12 protein-coding genes are annotated in these 17,996 nt (G+C 70.2%); 11 read left to right on the forward strand and 1 reads right to left on the reverse strand.

The genetic code is table 11. The annotated features are described in order from the left end of the window. The first annotated feature begins 34 nt into the window (after positions 1-34). The 9 genes from AVL59_RS28900 to AVL59_RS49520 all read left to right on the forward strand — a co-directional run bounded on the left by AVL59_RS28900 (position 35) and on the right by AVL59_RS49520 (position 12,623). Entirely contained in the window at positions 35-1,207 is a 1,173-nt protein-coding gene (locus AVL59_RS28900) for a GTP-binding protein (RefSeq protein WP_067310130.1), read from the forward strand. Positions 1,208-1,689: 482 nt separating this feature from the next. Beyond that, positions 1,690-2,706: a GlxA family transcriptional regulator gene (locus tag AVL59_RS28905; RefSeq protein ID WP_237281706.1), complete on the forward strand. Its 1,017-nt coding sequence runs from the start codon at positions 1,690-1,692 to the stop codon at positions 2,704-2,706. Further along, the gene (locus AVL59_RS28910) at positions 2,703-4,469 is read left to right on the forward strand and encodes a thiamine pyrophosphate-binding protein (protein ID WP_067310135.1); all 1,767 of its coding nucleotides are present in this window, start codon (positions 2,703-2,705) and stop codon (positions 4,467-4,469) included. The genes AVL59_RS28905 and AVL59_RS28910 overlap by 4 nt, the downstream gene beginning before the upstream one ends. Beyond that, entirely contained in the window at positions 4,441-5,094 is a 654-nt protein-coding gene (locus AVL59_RS28915) for an SRPBCC family protein (protein ID WP_067310138.1), read from the forward strand. Before AVL59_RS28910 ends, AVL59_RS28915 begins: the two co-directional genes overlap by 29 nt. Positions 5,095-5,099: 5 nt before the next feature. Then, entirely contained in the window at positions 5,100-6,119 is a 1,020-nt protein-coding gene (locus AVL59_RS28920) for a 3-oxoacyl-ACP synthase III family protein (protein WP_067317906.1), read from the forward strand. 118 nt (positions 6,120-6,237) lie between these two features. After that, the gene (locus AVL59_RS28925; protein WP_079147050.1) at positions 6,238-9,018 is read left to right on the forward strand and encodes a SpoIIE family protein phosphatase; all 2,781 of its coding nucleotides are present in this window, start codon (positions 6,238-6,240) and stop codon (positions 9,016-9,018) included. A 92-nt stretch (positions 9,019-9,110) separates the two neighbouring features. Then, the gene (locus tag AVL59_RS52670) at positions 9,111-9,275 is read left to right on the forward strand and encodes a hypothetical protein (protein ID WP_159400118.1); all 165 of its coding nucleotides are present in this window, start codon (positions 9,111-9,113) and stop codon (positions 9,273-9,275) included. After that, the gene (locus AVL59_RS28930) at positions 9,272-10,411 is read left to right on the forward strand and encodes an ABC transporter substrate-binding protein (protein ID WP_372450308.1); all 1,140 of its coding nucleotides are present in this window, start codon (positions 9,272-9,274) and stop codon (positions 10,409-10,411) included. Before AVL59_RS52670 ends, AVL59_RS28930 begins: the two co-directional genes overlap by 4 nt. A 223-nt stretch (positions 10,412-10,634) precedes the next feature. Further along, positions 10,635-12,623 carry a PAS domain S-box protein gene (locus AVL59_RS49520; protein WP_079147456.1) on the forward strand — a complete coding sequence of 663 codons (1,989 nt, stop codon included), beginning with the start codon at positions 10,635-10,637 and terminating at the stop codon, positions 12,621-12,623. A gap of 14 nt (positions 12,624-12,637) precedes the next feature. Here the strand turns inward: AVL59_RS49520 and AVL59_RS28940 are convergent, their stop codons facing one another. Further along, positions 12,638-15,022 (reverse strand): phosphoketolase family protein, encoded by a 2,385-nt coding sequence (locus AVL59_RS28940; RefSeq protein ID WP_067310143.1) that lies wholly within the window; start codon positions 15,020-15,022, stop codon positions 12,638-12,640. Positions 15,023-15,377: 355 nt separating this feature from the next. Between AVL59_RS28940 and AVL59_RS28945 the strand changes: the two genes are divergently transcribed. Both AVL59_RS28945 and tmpA read left to right on the forward strand, forming a co-directional pair. Further along, positions 15,378-16,139 carry a GntR family transcriptional regulator gene (locus AVL59_RS28945; protein ID WP_067310146.1) on the forward strand — a complete coding sequence of 254 codons (762 nt, stop codon included), beginning with the start codon at positions 15,378-15,380 and terminating at the stop codon, positions 16,137-16,139. 8 nt (positions 16,140-16,147) lie between these two features. After that, positions 16,148-17,776: a 2-trimethylaminoethylphosphonate dioxygenase gene (gene tmpA, locus AVL59_RS28950; RefSeq protein ID WP_237281707.1), complete on the forward strand. Its 1,629-nt coding sequence runs from the start codon at positions 16,148-16,150 to the stop codon at positions 17,774-17,776. Positions 17,777-17,996: the final 220 nt, after the last annotated feature.

A 17,996-nucleotide genomic window follows, 5' to 3' on the forward strand; every position in this document is an offset into this window, starting at 1 on the left:
TAGCCTCTTCCCGGCCAGCGGAGGAGGAGAACCGATGCCGAATCACCGATTGCCCGTCACCGTCCTGTCCGGCTTCCTCGGTGCCGGGAAGACCACGCTGCTCAACCACGTGCTCGGCAACCGTGAGGGGCTTCGCGTCGCCGTCATCGTCAACGACATGAGTGAGATCAACATCGACGCGGCGCTGGTGCGTGGCGGCGAGGCGGCGCTGTCCCGGACCGAGGAGCGGCTGGTCGAGATGACCAACGGGTGCATCTGCTGCACCCTGCGCGACGACCTGCTGGTGGAGGTGGACCGGCTGGCGCGTGAAGGCCGGTTCGACTACCTCCTCATCGAGTCCAGCGGCATCTCCGAACCCATGCCGGTCGCGGCGACCTTCGCCTTCGCCCGCGACGACGGCGCGACGCTCGGCGACCTCGCCCGTCTGGACACCATGGTCACGGTCGTCGACGCCGCCAACTTCCTGCCCGAACTGCAGAGCGGCGACGAACTCGTCGAGCGCGGACTCGACCAGTACGAGGACGACGAACGCACGGTCAGCGACCTGTTGACGGACCAGATCGAGTTCGCCGACGTCATCGTGCTCAACAAGCTCGACCTGGTCGACGACACCGCCGCAGCACGACTTCGGGCCACGCTCACCCGCCTCAACCCGGTGGCCCGGATCGTGCCCGCCGTCCAGGGGCGGGTAGAGGTCGAGGCCGTCCTCGGCACCCGGCTGTTCGACCTGGAGCGAGCCCAGCAGGCCCCGGGCTGGGTCATGGAGCTCAACGGCGACCACGTCCCGGAGACCGAGGAGTACGGCATCTCCTCCCTCGTCTTCCGCTCCGAACTGCCCTTCCACCCAGGGCGCTTGTGGCGGTTCGTCACGGAGGAGATGGACAGCGGCGCCTACGGGCAGGTCCTGCGGTCCAAGGGCTTCTTCACCTTGGCCGGCCGCCGACACATGACGGGACTGTGGTCCCAGGCCGGCTCCGTCGCCCGCTTCGAGCCTTCCGCCTCCCACGCCACCGACAGCCCGCCCGCCCAGGAACTGGTCTTCATCGGCACGCACCTGCACGCCGAGGCGCTGCGCACCGCACTCACCGGCTGCCTGCTGGCGAACGGCGAAGGCCTGCCGCCGGAGGATCCGTTCCCCGCATGGGACACCTACGGTGCCGACGACACCTGCGAGCACGAACACCCCCGACTCGTGGCGCAGTCCTGAGACTCCGGGCCGGGCGGTGGACGCGGCCATGGCACTGCCCGGCCCGGTACCTCCCGAGTCACAGGAGAGCTGCGACGTTCACCTACCGCGGGCCGGGAATGCAGGCAACTCCCCTGCTACGGACATGCGTGCCGGCGTCGCCGCCGTGGCCGGCACCACCTGATCCCGGCGGCCCTTGCGGCGAGCCCGGCTCGTGCACCCGCTTCGAACGCGGCATGGCGCAGGACACGGGCGACGACCACCGGCGCACGCGCACATACACGAAGATCACGCCGGCCTGGTCGTCGCCTGCCGTCATGGACCCCCCTCCGTCTCGACGGCGAGACGGCCCAACCCCCTGTGAGCTACCTCACCCAGCACTCCCCCGTGCACACAAACCGCCTGGCCAGCAAGGCTCTTCCCCGTTCACCGACCACTTGTTGGCCGGATACGTCAATAAACTGTCATTGCAGCCAGTGCGAGAGCCGATACAGGCTGTGACCGTGTTGGAGCGACGAGTTGTTGTGGTGGTGTACGCGGGCGCGATGGCTCTGGACATCACCGGCCCGATCGAAGTGTTCGATACCGTCAACAGGCTGCTCGACCCCTCGGGTGTCCCCTACCGCGTCGAGATCGTCTCCGCCGACGCACCCTTGGTGCGCATGAGTTCAGGAGTGGTCGTGGAAGCCGCGCCCCTGGAGGCGGGGCAGGGGCCGATCGACACGCTCCTCGTACCGGGCGGCTGGAGTCTGCGCAATGCGCTTCGGGACAGGGGCCTGATCTCCTGGATCGGCGGTGCGGCGGCCCGTTCGCGCAGAGTGGCCTCCGTATGCGGCGGATCCTTCCTGCTGGCCGAGGCGGGCCTTCTCGACGGCAGACGCGCCACCACCCACTGGGCGTACAGCGAAGCGATGGCGTGCCGCTATCCGGATGTGACGGTGGACGCCGAGCCGATCTTCGTCTGGGACGGCCCCTTTGTGACCTCCGCGGGCGTGTCGACGGGCATCGACATGGCGCTGGCTCTGGTGGAGGCCGATCACGGTGCGACGCTCGCGCTGGAGACGGCACGGTTTCTGGTGCTGTTCCTCAAACGGCACGGAGGACAGTCCCAGTACAGCGCCGCCCTCGACGCCCAGTTGGCCGACCATCCGCCGATCCGGGCGGCGCAGGAGTGGATCCTGGGCAACCTGCACCATCCGCTGACCGTGGCCGAGATCGCCCGGCAGGCCAACATGAGTCAGCGCAACTTCGCCCGGGTCTTCCGGCGAGAGGTGGGCACGACCCCGGGCCAGTACGTCGAGCGGACGCGTATCGCCCGCGCACGCGAACTGCTGGAAACCACCGATCTGGCGATCGGTCAGGTGGCCGGCCGCTGCGGATTCACCGCCACCGAGACCTTCTTCCGCTCCTTCGGACGACTCCTGGGACTCACCCCCAAGGAATACCGGCACCGCTTTCAGGTCATCTCGCCGTCCGGTGTCATCGACCGGCACCACGAGAGGGACAGGAGCCCCGCATGACCAGCACGACCTCGACCTCGCGCGAGGCGACGACGATCCGCTTGGTCGACCATCTGGCCGCGGAGCTGGCCAAGGCCGGCGTCACTCACGTATTCGGCGTCGGCGGAGCGAACATCGAGGATCTCTATGACGCCGTGCATCGCTGCGGCGCCGTCCGCGGCGTCGTCGCCAAACACGAGTTCTCCGCCGTCACCATGGCCGACGGATACGCGCGCACCACCGGGCGCATCGGCGTCGTCGCGGCCACCTCGGGCGGTGGGGCGATGAATCTCGTACCGGGCCTGGCGGAAGCCCATGCCTCCCGGGTGCCCGTGCTGGCCCTGGTGGGCCAGCCGCCGACCTGCCAGGAAGGCCACGGGGCGTTCCAGGACTCCAGCGGCAGGGCGGGCTCCTTCGACGCTCGGGAGGTTTTCGCACCTGTCTCCCGGTTCTGCGCCCGGGTGGACGACGCGGACTCGCTCACGGAGTTGCTGCCCCGGGCAGTGGCGGCTGCCCAGACCGAGCCACGCGGGCCGGCCGTCCTGTTGCTGCCCAAGGACGTGCAGCAGGCACAGATCCGGGTGCCCGGCCAGGGCGCGGCCCCGACAGCGTGCGCGCCGACGGCACCGGCCGCGCGACTGGACACGGCCGCCCTCACCACCGTGTCGGACACCCTTCGCAGGGCCGGCCGCGTCCTCGTCATCGCCGGTGAAGGCCTCGCCGCCGCCGACGCGCGTACGGAGCTGGCGGAACTGGCCCGACGCCTCGGGGCATGGGTGGCGGTCACCCCGGACGCCAAGGACGTCTTCGACAACCGCGATCCCCGGTTCGCGGGCGTGGCCGGGGTGATGGGCCACGCCAACGTCGAAGAGTGTCTGTGGCGAGCCGACGTGTGCCTGCTGGCCGGTACCCGACTGCCGCTCCTGGCAAGCGGTGGCCTCGAACGGCCCCTGGCCACCACCGATGTCGTCTGCCTCGGCCCCGAACCGCCGTTCGTGGGAGGCATCACGCTGTCCGGGAACCTGCGGGACGCGCTGCGCGCGGTGAACGCCCGTCTGCCTCCCCGCCCGCGTCCCTGTCCGCCGCATGCGGGCCCGCTTCCCACCACCCTGCCGAGCCCGCCCTCTCGGGCCCGTGGGCGAACGGTCCCCTACGTCCAGGCGGTCGCCGCCGTGGAGGCGGCACTCCCCCAGGACGCACACGTCTTCGTGGACGCCGGCAACGCGGGAGCCAGCGCGGTCCACCTGCTCCCGGCACCGCGCCGCGGCCGCTTCGTGGTGGCGGTCGGCATGGGCGGCATGGGCTACACCTTCGGGGCCGGCATCGGCGCCGCGCTCGCCACCGGTCGACGCACCTACGTCCTCGCGGGAGACGGGGCCTTCTTCATGCACGGGATGGAAGTGCACACCGCCGTGCAGTACACCGCGCCCGTGACCTTCGTGATCTTCAACAACAACGCGCACGCCATGTGCGCGCTGCGCGAGGAGTTCTTCCAGGGCGGCGTCCGCGACGACGACCTGTTCGCCCCGGCCGATCTCGCCGCCGCGGCCGCCGCTGCCTTCCCGTCGCTCGAGGCCACACGTGCCGGCGACGCGGCGCAGCTGCGCACGGCGCTGCTGCACGGCAACGCGAGCGGCGGCCCGGCGTTCGTCGCGGTGGACTGCGACCCGCGGGAGATCCCGCCGTTCCTTCCCTTCCGGCGCTTCGCCGACATCACCGAGCAGACCAACGGCACCGAGAACAAGGAGAGTTCAGATGAGCGAGGAGCCTTCCACGTTGGCTGACATCCCCGGTCTCCTGCGGATCGAGAACGCCGGCAAGGAAGAACTGACCGCCCACTGCATGGAGCTCACCCACGCCGTCTACCCCCACCACCAGGTCTACGGGCGGTACTGCACCATCCACGAGTACGTCGACTGCCCTCCGGAGCAGGTCTACGACTACCTGCGCCAGGGGCACCACCTGGAGGAGTGGACCTGCAGCCTGCGGGACTTCGCGCCCTCCGGCACACCGGGACTGTGGGTCGGCCACGACCGGCTGGAGAACGACACCAGGATCTACTGCGAGGTGGTCGCCAACCCCGCGGCCATGACCGTGGACTACCACTGCGCGTGGGACCAGGGCGAGAAGCTGTGGATGATCTACCTGATGCGCGTCGTCCCGGCCCGACTCGTCCTCGGCGAACAGGGTTCGGTGATCACCTGGACCAACTGCCGGCACCCCCACTACGACGCCAACCCGTACCCCGAGAAGGCGCCGCGCCCGGACCGCCCCTGGGTCGGCGACTACTGGGACCTCTTCTACGCGGGACACACCCTGGAGATGAACAACCTCAAGGCGATCCTGGAACACCGCCACCGCAACGGCCTGCCGCTCGGCGTGGCTCCGGCGAGGCCGGTGACGCGGTGACCGCGGTGACCGCGGTCAGCCTCGTCGACGTCGCAAGTTACCTTCCCGGCGAGCCCGTCCCCGCGGAGTTCTACACCGAGTACCCGGCGGCCGAGGACAAGCTCCGCGACCACCCCATGTTCAAGGTCCCGCCGTCACGACACCACGTGGCCGCGGACGAAACCAACGCGGACATGGTCGAACGAGCCGTACAGCCGCTGATCGAACGGCACGGCAGGGAAGAGATCCGAGGCGTCGACGTGCTGTTGGTGCACAGCCAGCTGCCGGACCTGCCGTTCGTGGGCGCCGGCACCGAGGTGGCGCGCCGACTCGGCCTGAACCCGGAGTGGCTCGTCGACGTGGCCAATGCGGGCTGTGCCTCCTTCGTGTACATGCTGAAGCTGGCCCGGCAGATCCTCACCACCACCGACGCGAAGACCGCTCTGATCTGCAATGCCCAGAGCGCCGCGGGCCAGTGGTTCACCCAGTCCCAGGTGCGCAGACTCGCCCAGGCCGCGATCCCGGGCGACGGCTGTGGTGTGGGGTATGTGACGACGTCGTCCGACGCACCGATCCTCGACGTGGAGACCCGGCACATCGGCGAGTACGCCGGGGAGATGACCGTGGCCGCCGACGACGGCCGCAAGTACTGGGAACCGGGGCAGTCCCAGCTGCGGATCGGGTTCAGCGACGCAAGCGTCGCCAAGGTCCTGGCACGCGGGAACCGCCTCGTCCCCGAGGTGGTCACGGACCTGTGCCGACGGCTCGGCGTCGCGACCACCGACATCGACACCCTGATCACGAACCAACCCAACCGCACCTTTCTGCGGAACTGGCGAGAAGCGCTGCGGCTGCCGGGCGAGCGGCATCCGAACACCTTCGACGAGTACGGGAACCTGTTCGGCGCGGCAATCCCGATCACCCTGGACCGCGCGCTCAGCTCCCGGCGGATCGAGGACGGCAACCTGGTGGTACTCGCGGGATTCGCTCACGCGGGCGATTTCGCGGGCGCCGCCGCAGTCCGCTGGCGCGGCACACGGGGCTGAGCGACGGGCATCCCCGCTCCGGCCCGTCCCTTTCGCTTCGCGGTCGACCACCCGGAAACGATAGAAAGGGAATATGGGAGTTTCGGGTCAATCCGGGCATGATGCCTCTGATGCGTCCATGAGGACTCATCGGCCCGGTCGGCCCCGTCAGGGAGAAGAGGAGCGGCGGTCGGGCTCGCTGCTGAGCGTGCACAGTCTCGCCGGTCAGGTCTTCCTTCTGCAGCTGGCGGTCGTGCTGCTGCTCGTCGCCGCCACCCTGCTGGCGCTCGTGGTGCAGGCTCGGCGCGACATCATGGCGGACGCCCGGCACCGGACGCTCACCACGGCGCAGACGTTCGCGAACTCCCCGGGGATCGTGGCGGCGCTGGACAGCGCGAACCCGACCGCGATCCTGCAGCCGCACGCCGAGGCGGCCCGGAAGGCCGCGGGCGTCGACGCCATCATCGTGTACGGGCTGAACGGAGTCGCCCTCACCCACAGCGACCCCCACCAGATCGGAAAGCACACCATCGGGCCCTACGCGGCGGCGGCGAGCGGCAAGCCGTTCACGAGTACCTTCAAGGGGGCACTGGGGCTCTCGGTGATCTCGGCGGTCCCCGTCAGGGGTCCCGACGGCTCGGTCGTCGCCATCGTCTCCGTGCCCGTCACGGTCGAGACGGTGCAGCACAGGCTGGACCGGCAGCTGCCGGTCCTCTTCGGCGGCGCCGCCACGGCCCTTGTCGTCGCCGCGGGCGGGTCGGGCCTGGTGAGCCGGCGGCTGCGGCGGCAGACCCACGGCCTGGGGCCGACCGAGATGACCCGGATGTACGAGCACCACGACGCGGTCCTGCACTCGGTGCGGGAAGGGGTGCTGATCGTCGGCGGTGACGGCCGGCTGCTACTGGTCAACGACGAGGCACGGCGGCTGCTGGACCTGCCGGCGGACACGGAGCGGCGGCACATCACCGATCTGGGCCTGGACGACGACCTCGCCGGGCTGCTGGCCTCCGACCACCCCGCCACCGACGAGGTGCACCTGGCGGCCGACCGGCTGCTCGCGGTCAACAAGCGGCTCACCGCACCTCACGGACCCGCCGGCAGCGTGGTGACGCTCCGGGACACCACCGAGCTGCGGGCCCTCTCCGGCCGGGCGGAGGTGGCGCGCGAACGGTTGAAGCTGCTCTACGACGCCGGGCTGCGGATCGGCACCACGCTGGATGTGAAGAGCACGGCCGAGGAACTGGCCGGCGTGGCGGTGCCCCGGTTCGCCGACATCGTCACCGTCGAACTGCTGGATCCGGTCCTGCGCGGCGAGGAGCCCTCCGCCACGACCGCCGCGATCCCCGAGTTGCGCCGCAGCGCCGTCGTCGGCCTGGACACGGACGATCTGCTCCACCCCGTCGGCGAGCTGATCCGGTTCGTCCCGGCCCACCCCGTCTCCAAGGCGATGGCCGACGGCCGACCCGTCCTGGTCGAGGACCTGAGCGCCTCCGACGGCTGGCTGGCCCAGCACCCCGAACGTGCCCGGAGGATCCTCGAACACGGCATCCACTCCCTGCTCGTGGTTCCGTTGCGCGCCCGCGGCGTGGTGCTCGGAGTGGCGGACTTCTGGCGCACGGAGGACTCCCCGCCGTTCGAGGACGAGGACATGTCCTTCGCCGAGGAGCTGGCCACCCGGGCGGCGCTGTGCATCGACAACGCCCGCCGCTACACCCGCGAACACACCATGGCCGTCGCTCTGCAGCACAGCCTGCTGCCCCGCGGGCTGCCCGAGCAGTCCGCCCTCGATGTGGCCTACCGCTACCTGCCGGCCCAGGCCGGGGTGGGTGGGGACTGGTTCGACGTCATCCCGCTGTCCGGCACCCGGGTGGCACTGGTCGTGGGTGATGTCGTCGGCCACGGTCTGCACGCCGCGGCGACCATGGGCCGGCTGCGCACCGCCGTGCACAACTTCGCCAGCCTGGACATGCCCGTGGAGGAGCTGCTGGGCCGGCTGGACGAGCTGGTGAGCCAGATAGACGCCGAGGAGGCCGACACGGAGGACGGACAGGGGACGATCACCGGGGCGACCTGCCAGTACGCCGTCTACGACCCCACCTCCGGGCTGCTGACCCTCGCCACCGCCGGCCATCCTGGACCGGCGATGGTCCATCCGGACGGGGCCGTCGGCTTCCCCCGGCTGCCCGTCTCCCCGCCACTGGGACTCGGCGCCGGCCTGCCCGTCGAGACCGCCGAACTCACCGTGCCCGAGGGTTCCCGGCTGGTCCTCTACACCGACGGACTGATCGAGGACCGGACCCGGGACCTGGACGCCGGTCTGGAGGCCCTGCGCGATGCCCTGACAGGACCCGATCGCACGCCGGAGGCCACCTGTACGGCAGTGATGGCAGCGATGCTGTCCGACCGGCCCAGGGATGACATCGCGCTGCTGGTGGCCCGCACACGCCGGCTCGGTCCGGCGCAGGTCGCCGAGTGGGACGTACCCCGTGACCCGGCGGCGGTGGCCCCGGTGCGCACCGCCTGCGTCCGCCGGCTGACGGAGTGGGGTCTGGAGCAGGTCGCCTTCACCGCCGAACTCATCCTCAGCGAGCTGATCACCAACGCCGTCCGCTACGGCGCCGAACCCATCACCGTCCGGCTGCTCCGCACGGTGTCGGCCGGCGGCCCCGCCGCGGGCACCCTGATCTTCGAGGTCGCCGACGGCAGCAGCACCTCACCCCGGCTGCGCCGCGCGAAAGTCACCGACGAGGGCGGCCGCGGACTGTTCCTGGTGGCCCGTTTCGCCGAACGCTGGGGGACCCGCTACACGCCCACCGGCAAAGTCATCTGGGCCGAACGGCCACTCCACGACAGCGCCACGCCGGAGCCGGAGGAACTCGGCGAGATCCTGCTCGGCCAATGGGACGACACGGCACTCTGAGGAGGGCGTCTGCGTACCGCCGGGGAAAGACGCTGGTCGCAGGCTCCCCGGGCAGCATTCCGCCGCCGAGGCGGCCGGGTACCCTGGCCTCGATGACCACTTCGTCGGCGTGGTGGACCATCGGCCTGCGAAAGCTCCCGGAACTCCACGACCGGCCATGGCGGCACCGCGCATTCCTCAGGCGGTCCGACGCACCCTGTAACAAGCAGACCTTCCTCGGTGACAGCCGCATCCCCCACACCCCGGAGCAGTCGTGACCAGACCCCGCGCCCGAGCAGCGGCCGTCCTCGGCTGCTTCGCTCTCATGGCACTGGGCCTGAGCGCCTGCGAGAACAGACCGGCCGCCGGGCTCGCCAAGCCGCCGGTGGCCACCTCCGCCGAGAACGCGGGCGGCATGCGCGCGCTGATCGCCGCGGCGAAACGGGAGGGCACGCTCAGAACGATCGCGCTGCCGCGTGACTGGGCCGACTACGGCGGCCTGATCGACGGCTTCGGGAAGAAGTACGGGATCAAGGTCACGGTCGAGGATCCGCTGGGCCACAGCGAGGACGAGATCGACGCCCTGAAGAGGAGGGGAAACCGGCCGACGGCCCCCGACGTGATCGACGTGGGCGACGCGTTCGCGCGGAACGCGGCGGCGCAGAATCTGCTCGCACCGTACAAGGTCGCCGCTTACGACTCGATCCCCGACAATCAGAAGGACCCGAAGGCCCGCTGGTCCAACAACTACGGGGGCTACATCTCCATCGGCTGCGACGCCAACCGGGTCAAGCCCTGTCCGGAGACCTTCGCCGATCTGCTGAAGCCCGCCTACAAGGGCAAGGTCTCCCTCGAAGGCGAACCGCCCCGATCGGCTACCGCCTTCTCCAGCGTCTACGCGGCCGCACTGGCGAACAACGGGTCGTTCGACGACATCCAGCCCGGACTCGACTTCTTCGCCGAGCTCGAGAAGAACGGCAACCTCAACCCGCTCAGTTCCAACCTCCCAACGGTCCAGGACGGCCGGACCCCCATCAGCATCAACTGGGACTACATCAACCTCCACTACGCCGACCAGCTCCGCGACAAGGGCGTGAACTGGCAGGTCGCGATCCCCTTCGACGGCAGCTTCGCCCAGTACTTCGCCCTGGCGATCAACAAGAACGCCCCGCACCCGGCGGCTGCCCGCCTGTGGCAGGAGTACCTCTTCAGCCCGGAGGGCCAGAACCTCCGGCTGCGCGGCTACGCCCGCCCGGTGCTCATGGACGCCATGCAACAGGACGGCACCCTCGACAAGGCCGCCGCCGCACGACTGCCGACGGTCGAGGGAACGCCGCAGTTCCCGACGGACGCGCAACTGGAAAAGGCGAGGGAGACGGTCGCCCGGGGCTGGGCGAAGGCCGTATCCGGTTAGAGACGGTCCGCCCGGACATTCTTGAAAGAGCGCTGACCGGTCCTCACGAGCTCCACCCGCACAGCCGACCGAATGCGATCAGCTGAGGCCGCGTCTCGGACGTGTTCCTCCACCGTTCGAACGCGTTCCGCCACCCTCGGGCCATGAGGGGACAAGTCACTGCCGTCGCATCCTCCATGCGCTGGGATGTCCGCATCATCGGCGAACGAGGTGGCGGGTGGGCATGAACGCTTTCGTGGACGGGCCGACACGCTCCGCGGAGACTCCGGTTCTCGAACAGTGCCGCTGCGGCGCCCACCTGCCGCAAGGCGGGCCCTCGGTGGCCGAGGAACGGTTCCGCGGGCTGCTGGAGGCAGCGCCCGACGCCATGGTCATCGTCGACGACGGCGGCAACATCAGGCTGGTCAACGCCCAGACGGAGGCCTTGTTCGGCTACCGACGCGAAGAACTTCTGGGCCGCTCGGTCGAGTTGCTGGTGCCGCACCGCTTCAGGGCCCACCACACCCGTCACCGCGACGGCTACGCCGCCAACCGCCAGGTGCGCCCCATGGGCGCAGGACTGGAACTGCACGGACTGCGCAAGAACGGCAGCGAGTTCCCCGTCGAGATCAGCCTCAGCCCACTGGAGACGGCGGACGGACTGCTGGTGTCGGCCGCGGTGCGGGACGTCAGCGACCGCAAGGCGGCCGAGGCCCGTATCAACGAACTCGCCGCACTCGTCGAGTCCTCCCAGGACGCGATCCTCGCGAAGACCCTCGACGGATACATCACCTACTGGAACGCCGCCGCGGCACGGTTGTACGGCTACGCCGCCGAGGAGGCGATCGGCCGGCACGTGTCCCTGCTCGCACCGGCCGACCTGGAGGACGACATCCACGCCCTGCTGAAGCGACTGCGGCAGGGCGAGAAGGTCGAGCATTTCGAGACCCTCCGGGTCACCAGAAGCGGGGCGTTGCTGGACGTGGACGTCACGCTGTGGCCGACCCGGGACGCCCGGGGACAGATCGTCGGCGCCTGTGCCATCGTCCGGGACATCAGCGACCGCAAACGCGCGGAGGCCGAACTCACGGCCCTGCTGGAGCAGCAGCGGCACATCGCCCTGACCCTGCAACGCAGTCTCATGGGAACCCCGCCCGCCATCCCCGGCCTGGCCACTGCCAGCCGCTACCGGCCGGCCACGCAGGGCGCCGGCGTCGGCGGCGACTGGTTCGACCTCATACCGCTGGGCGCGGGACGGGTCGGCGTCCTCATCGGGGACGTGATGGGCCGCGGACTGGAGGCGGCGGCCGTGATGGGCCAGCTGCGCTCGGCAGCACACGCGCTCGCCAAGACGGGCATGCAGCCGCGCCAGCTGATGCAAGCCCTCGACACTGTCGTCACCGACCTGGACGTGCCGGACCAGTTGGTCACCTGCTGTTACCTGATCATCGCCCCGGACGCCGGTACCGTGACGGTCTGCTCCGCCGGGCATCTGCCGACCCTCGTCGTCGGCCCCTGGGACGGCGTCCGTATGCTCCCCACCCCGGTCAACGCCCCGCTCGGCGTCGGCGACGTCCTGTACGAGCAGTCCTGTACCGACATGGCTCCCGGCGCCACGCTCGTGCTGTACACGGACGGCCTGATCGAGACGCCCGACAGTGACATCGAGGCGCGGCTCGCCGAACTCACCACCGTGCTGGACACCTTCTTCCCACAGGCGGAAGGGCTGGAGGACGCCGCCGACCAGGTGCTTGCCACGTTGCTGCCGGACTGCGAAGGCCACAACGACGACGTGACGCTCCTGCTGGCCCAGCTCCCGGCCGCCCCCCTGGCCGCCGTCACCACCGAGCTGCCCGCCGCCGCGGCCTCCGTCCCCGAGGGCCGCGCCTTCCTCAGCCGGACCCTGGCTTCGTGGGAGTGCACGTCGTCGTCCGACGACGCCCTGTTGCTGCTGTCCGAGACCCTGACCAACGCCGTCCAGCACGCCGAGGGCCCACTGGGCCTACGTCTGTGCCGCACCCTCACCGATCTCACCGTGGAGGTCAGCGACCACAGCCCGCATCTTCCTCAGCCCCGCCTGGCTGCCCAGGACGAGGAGTCCGGCCGGGGCCTGTTCCTGGTCCGCACGCTCGCCGACAGCTGGGGGGTGCGGCCGACGGACGAGGGCAAGACGACCTGGTTCACACTGAAGCTGTGCCACGAGCCCCACAGCTCGCCGGATGCGGCGAGCTAGTGCCGGAAGGCTGTTCAGCCGTCCCAGGACCAGTCCGCCACCTCGGGCAGGTCCATTCCGTGCTCGCGGATCCAGACATGATGGCGCTGGCGGGTGTCCTCCATGCGCTGGCGTAGAGCCGCCGCGCGCACCGCCAGGCCGGGGACGCGGTCGATGACGTCCATGACCAGGCGGTAGCGGTCCAGATCGTTGCGGACCACCATGTCGAACGGCGTGGTCGTGGTGCCGATCTCCTTGTATCCGCGCACATGCAGGTGGCGATGACCGGTGCGCCGGTAGGCCAGGCGGTGGATCAGCCACGGATAGCCGTGGTACGCGAAGATCACCGGCTTGTCCGTGGTGAACAGTCCGTCGTAGTCGAAGTCGCTCATGCCGTGCGGGTGGTCCTCGCTCGGCAGCAACCGGGCGATGTCGACGACGTTGACCACCCGCACCGCGAGCTCGGGCAGGTGGCGGCGCAGCAACTGGGCCGCGGCCAGTACTTCCTGGGTGGGCACATCACCCGCGCAGGCCAGTACCACGTCGGGTTCACGCGTACCGTCCTCGGTGCCGGCCCACTCCCAGAGACCGGCGCCGCGGGCGCAGTGTGCCTTCGCCTCCTCCATCGACAGCCAGTCGAAGCAGGGCTGTTTGCCGGCGACGACGACGTTGACGTAGTCGCGGCTGCGCAGCACGTGATCGGCCACCGACAGCAGGGTGTTGGCGTCCGGCGGCAGGTAGACCCGTACCACTTCCGGACTCTTGTTCAGTACGTGGTCGACGAAGCCGGGGTCCTGATGGGAGAAGCCGTTGTGGTCCTGGCGCCACACGTGCGAGGTCAGCAGGTAGTTGAGGGAGGCGATGGGGGCGCGCCAGGGCAGACGGCGGGTGGTGCGCAGCCACTTGATGTGCTGGTTGACCATCGAGTCGACGATGTGGACGAAGGCCTCGTAGCAGGAGAACAGCCCGTGCCGACCGGTGAGGAGATAGCCCTCGAGCCAGCCCTGGCAGGTGTGTTCGGAGAGGATCTCCATCACTCGGCCGTGCGGATCGAGGTGTTCGTCGACCGGTAGGGTGCGAGCCTGCCAGGCCTTGCCGCTGGCCTCGTAGACCGCCTGGAGCCGGTTGGAGGCGGTCTCGTCGGGGCCCACGAGCCGGAAGTCGCGCCGGTCGGCGGTGGCCGCCATGACGTCCCGGAGCAGGTATCCGAGTACGCGGGTCGGCTCGTGCAGGGTCGCTCCGCGTTTGTCGACGGCCACGGCATGGCGGTCCAGCGGAGGCAGAGGCAGCTCGCGCAGCAGGAGCCCGCCGTTGGCGTGCGGGGTGGCACCGAGTCGGCGGGCGCCCTGCGGGACGCAGGCCAGCACGGCCGCGCGCGGGGCGCCGTCTTCGTCGAACAGTTCCTCGGGCCGGTAGGAGCGCATCCACCGCTCCAGCTGGCGCAGATGATCGGGGTTGTCCCGCACGGCGGCGAGCGGCACCTGGTGGGCGCGCCAGGTGCCCTCGACCGGCAGGCCGTCGACCTCGGCGGGGCCCGTCCAGCCTTTGGGAGTGCGCAGTACGATCACCGGCCAGCGGGGCCGGTCGGTGACCCCGTCCTGGCGAGCGGCGCACTGCAGGGCGGCGATGCGGGCGACGGCGGTGTCCATCGCCCCGGCCATCGCGCGATGGACGGCGGCCGGGTCGTCGCCGGAGACGTGGATCGGCTCGTGACCGTAGCCCTCGAGGAGTGCGTCCAGTTCGGCCTCGGGCAGACGGGACAGCACCGTCGGGTTGGCGATCTTGTAGCCGTTGAGGTGCAGGATCGGCAGGACGGCTCCGTCGTGGACCGGGTCGAGGAACTTGTCGGAGTGCCAGGAGGCAGCCAGCGGTCCGGTCTCCGCCTCGCCGTCGCCGATCACGCAGGCGACCAGCAGGTCCGGGTTGTCGAGGGCGGCGCCGTAGGCGTGGGACAGGGAGTATCCGAGTTCGCCGCCCTCATGGATCGAGCCGGGCGTCTCCGGGGCAACATGGCTCGGCACCCCGCCCGGGAAGGAGAACTGCTTGAAGAGCCGGGCCATGCCGGCCGCGTCCCGGGTGACGTCCGGATAGGTCTCGGTGTACGAGCCCTCCAACCAGGAGTTCGCGAGGACGGCCGGGCCACCGTGACCGGGCCCCCAGATACACACGGCGTCCAGGCCGCGGGCCTTGATGACCCGATTCAGATGGGTGTGGACCAGGTTGAGGCCCGGAGAGGTGCCCCAGTGGCCGAGCAGACGTGGCTTGACGTGCTCGGGCCGCAGCGGTTCGGTCAGCAAGGGATTGGCCATGAGATAGATCTGGCCCACGGCGAGATAGTTCGCGGCGCGCCAGTGGGCGTCCAGGGTGGTGAGCTCCTCGTCCGTGAGTGCGACGGGCGCCTGCTGCGTGTCGAGGGACATCTGTGGTCCTTCCCGGTTCGGGCGGGGTCGGGGTGTGACGCGTGCCGGGTGCACCGCACCCCACCTTCCGGCGAACCGGCCTGCGTCCGACAGGGCCCGTTCGGCCCGGTTCGCGGGGCCGAACCGCCCGTGACAGAACCGCTGTCACGGCGTGCGGTCCACCCCGTACAGCGTCCGGCCCCCGACCGGCTCACACCCGCTGACCAGTTCCGGATGGATGCGTACGACCACCTTCTCGGGGTACGGCGCCCAGGTGCGCGAGGACAGCTCGGGCTGGGCTCTTCCTCGCCCACGCCGAGGTTGCAAACTTGTAGGTACAGGTTCTAGCTTGTACCTACAAGTTAGAGGAGGTGTGATGACAGACCAGGGTGATGCCCTCTACCTGGATGTGGCTGTCCGGCTGCGCAAGGCGATCGCCGACGGGGTGTTCCCGCCGGGATCGCGGCTGCCCTCGGAGCATGTCCTTGCTCAGGAGTACGGCGTGTCCCGCAACACCGTGCGTCGCGCCATGGAGGTCCTGCGCGAGGACGGCTTGATGGCCTCGCAGCAGGGCGCGCGCCGCACGGTGCTCGCCCTGCCCAGGCTGCAGAGTTTCGGGGAACTACGGTCGTTCTCGCGCTGGGCCCGTTCGATCGGGGAGGTGCCGTCCGGACGTGTCGACGTACTCGAACGCCGGCCCGCCGATCTGGCGCAGGCGCACGCGCTCGGGCTGCGGCCCGGCGATCCGGTGGTCTACCTGGTGCGCGTCAGGCTGCTCACCGGCGTCCCGGTGATGATCGAGCGCACGGCGTATCCGGAGCGGGTCGGCGCGCTGTTGTCCCTCGTGGACCTGGAGCGTGAGTCGATCTGCGAACGGCTGGAGGAGCACGGGATCGCCTTCGCGCACGCGGAACACACCATCGACGCGGCCGGCGCCGACGCCGAGGACGCCCGGCTGCTGGAGATCCCGGCCGGCACCGCGCTGCTGCGCGAACGGCGACGGTCCACCGATCACCAGGGCCGGCCACTCGAATGGTCGCAGGACCGCTACGTCGGCGACGCCGTCGCCTTCACCATCCGCAACTCCGTCGCGGCCTCCCCCCTCGTCCGCGACCGGCCCCCCGTGACAGGAAAGTGACGACCACCGTGCAAACCGAACTGATCCGCCAGGACGGGACGCGTTTTCCTGCCCTGTGGCTACGTGACAACTGCCAGTGCGGCACGTGCCAGATTCCGGGCAGCGGCCAGAAGCTGTTCGACATCACCGACCTGGCGCGCGACGTCCTGATCGCGCAGGCGGACGAGGACGCCGACGGCGTGCAGGTCGTCTTCACTCCGGACGGGCACCGCTCGCGCTTCACCCACACCTGGCTGGAGACCTACCGGCCCGGCACGGCGCCTCCCTACGACGACCGGACCGAGGACGCCAAGGCCCTCTGGACCGCCGCGGACCTTGAGGACGTCGTGCCCACCGGTACCTGGCCGTCCTTCGCGGATGATCCCACCGAACGCGCGCGCTGTCTGGAGGCGCTGCTGACTCAGGGCTTCGTCATCCTCCACGGCGTGCCCGTCGCGGATCGTGCCGTGCTGGGCGTCGCGAGATCGTTCGGCTACGTGCGCGAAACCAATTACGGCGAACTGTTCGAGGTGCGCGTCGAGCAGAAACCGGCAAACCTGGCGTTCAGCTCTCGTCCGATCCTGCCTCACACCGACAATCCGTACCGGGACCCGCTCCCGACCATCCAACTCCTGCACTGCCTCACCAATGCGGCAGCCGGCGGTGACTCCGGCCTCGTGGACGGCTTCCACGCCGCGGCCACGCTGCGCCGCGAGCAGCCGGACGCCTTCGACCTGCTCACCCGCACCCCCGTGACCTTCCGCTACGCCGATGCCGGCGCGGACCTGAGCACGAGCGCCCCACTCATCGGACTCGATGCACTCGGGCGGATCAGGCAGATCCGATTCAACAACCGCTCGATGCGGCCGATCGCGCTGGAGCCGGACCGAATCGCCGCGTTCTACCAGGCCTACCGCGCCTTCGCCGAACTGCTCTACCACCCCGGCGCACAGCTGAGCTTCCGACTCGAACCCGGCGACTGCGTGATCTTCGACAACACCCGGATCCTGCACGCCCGCTCCGGATTCACCGCCGACGGCGCCCGGCACCTGCAAGGCTGCTACGCCGACCTCGACGCCGCCGCCAGCGAACTGGCCGTCCTGCGCCGCGCCCTCGACGTCGTCGCCCAACTCGAACAGCTCTTCAACGACCAGGGCAACAGCGAGTACCTCGGCGAGCCGGTCACCCAAGCCGCGCACATGCTGCAGACCGCCGCGCACGCCGAGGCCGCAGGCGCCCCCGACGCCCTCGTCGCGGCAGCTCTCCTGCACGACATCGGCCACTTCACGGGCCACATCAGCGGCGGCCGACTCATGACCGGCACCGACAACCGGCACAGCCACACCGGCGCCGACTGGCTCGCAGCCTGGTTCCCGCCGGACGTAACCGAACCCATCCGCCTGCACGTCGCGGCGAAACGCTACCTGTGCGCCGTCGAACCCGACTACCTCCAGCGCCTCTCACCAGCCTCCCTCTACACCCTCAACGTGCAAGGCGGCCCCATGTCGGCCGCCGAAGCCGACCAGTTCGCCGCCCTGCCCCACGCCCGACAGGCCACAGCCCTCAGGCGCTGGGACGAGGCGGCCAAGGACCCGAAGGCCGCCGTGCCCTCCTTCGCGCACTACCGCCCACTCCTGACCCGCCTGCTGCACACCTAGCCACAGCCGTACACGAGGCGGCAATTGCGCCAGGTCCCGGCTGATCTTCCGCCGGGGCCCGGGCGCCGGTCGACCAAGGAATGGCCGGAGGACGGGCCCGAGGGCTGATCGCGCCCCCGTGTCAGGCGTGGTCGATGGCCCGCGCACGCCTTGGCCCGGTGGACCAGCCTCTCGTGCACTCTGGAGCAACTACCGGTCCCAGCGCCGCCGTCAGGTCGAT

The organism is Streptomyces griseochromogenes (genome assembly GCF_001542625.1).
GTDB lineage: Bacteria > Actinomycetota > Actinomycetes > Streptomycetales > Streptomycetaceae > Streptomyces > Streptomyces griseochromogenes.

Excerpts from the sequence above, each read along its gene's own strand:
- AVL59_RS52670 (WP_159400118.1), top strand. The coding sequence starts at position 9,111 with ATGACCACTTCGTCGGCGTGGTGGACCATCGGCCTGCGAAAGCTCCCG.
- AVL59_RS28945 (WP_067310146.1), top strand. The coding sequence starts at position 15,378 with ATGACAGACCAGGGTGATGCCCTCTACCTGGATGTGGCTGTCCGGCTG.
- AVL59_RS28910 (WP_067310135.1), top strand. The coding sequence starts at position 2,703 with ATGACCAGCACGACCTCGACCTCGCGCGAGGCGACGACGATCCGCTTG.
- AVL59_RS28940 (WP_067310143.1), bottom strand. The coding sequence starts at position 15,022 with ATGTCCCTCGACACGCAGCAGGCGCCCGTCGCACTCACGGACGAGGAG.
- AVL59_RS28925 (WP_079147050.1), top strand. The coding sequence starts at position 6,238 with ATGAGGACTCATCGGCCCGGTCGGCCCCGTCAGGGAGAAGAGGAGCGG.
- AVL59_RS28915 (WP_067310138.1), top strand. The coding sequence starts at position 4,441 with ATGAGCGAGGAGCCTTCCACGTTGGCTGACATCCCCGGTCTCCTGCGG.
- AVL59_RS49520 (WP_079147456.1), top strand. The coding sequence starts at position 10,635 with ATGAACGCTTTCGTGGACGGGCCGACACGCTCCGCGGAGACTCCGGTT.
- AVL59_RS28900 (WP_067310130.1), top strand. The coding sequence starts at position 35 with ATGCCGAATCACCGATTGCCCGTCACCGTCCTGTCCGGCTTCCTCGGT.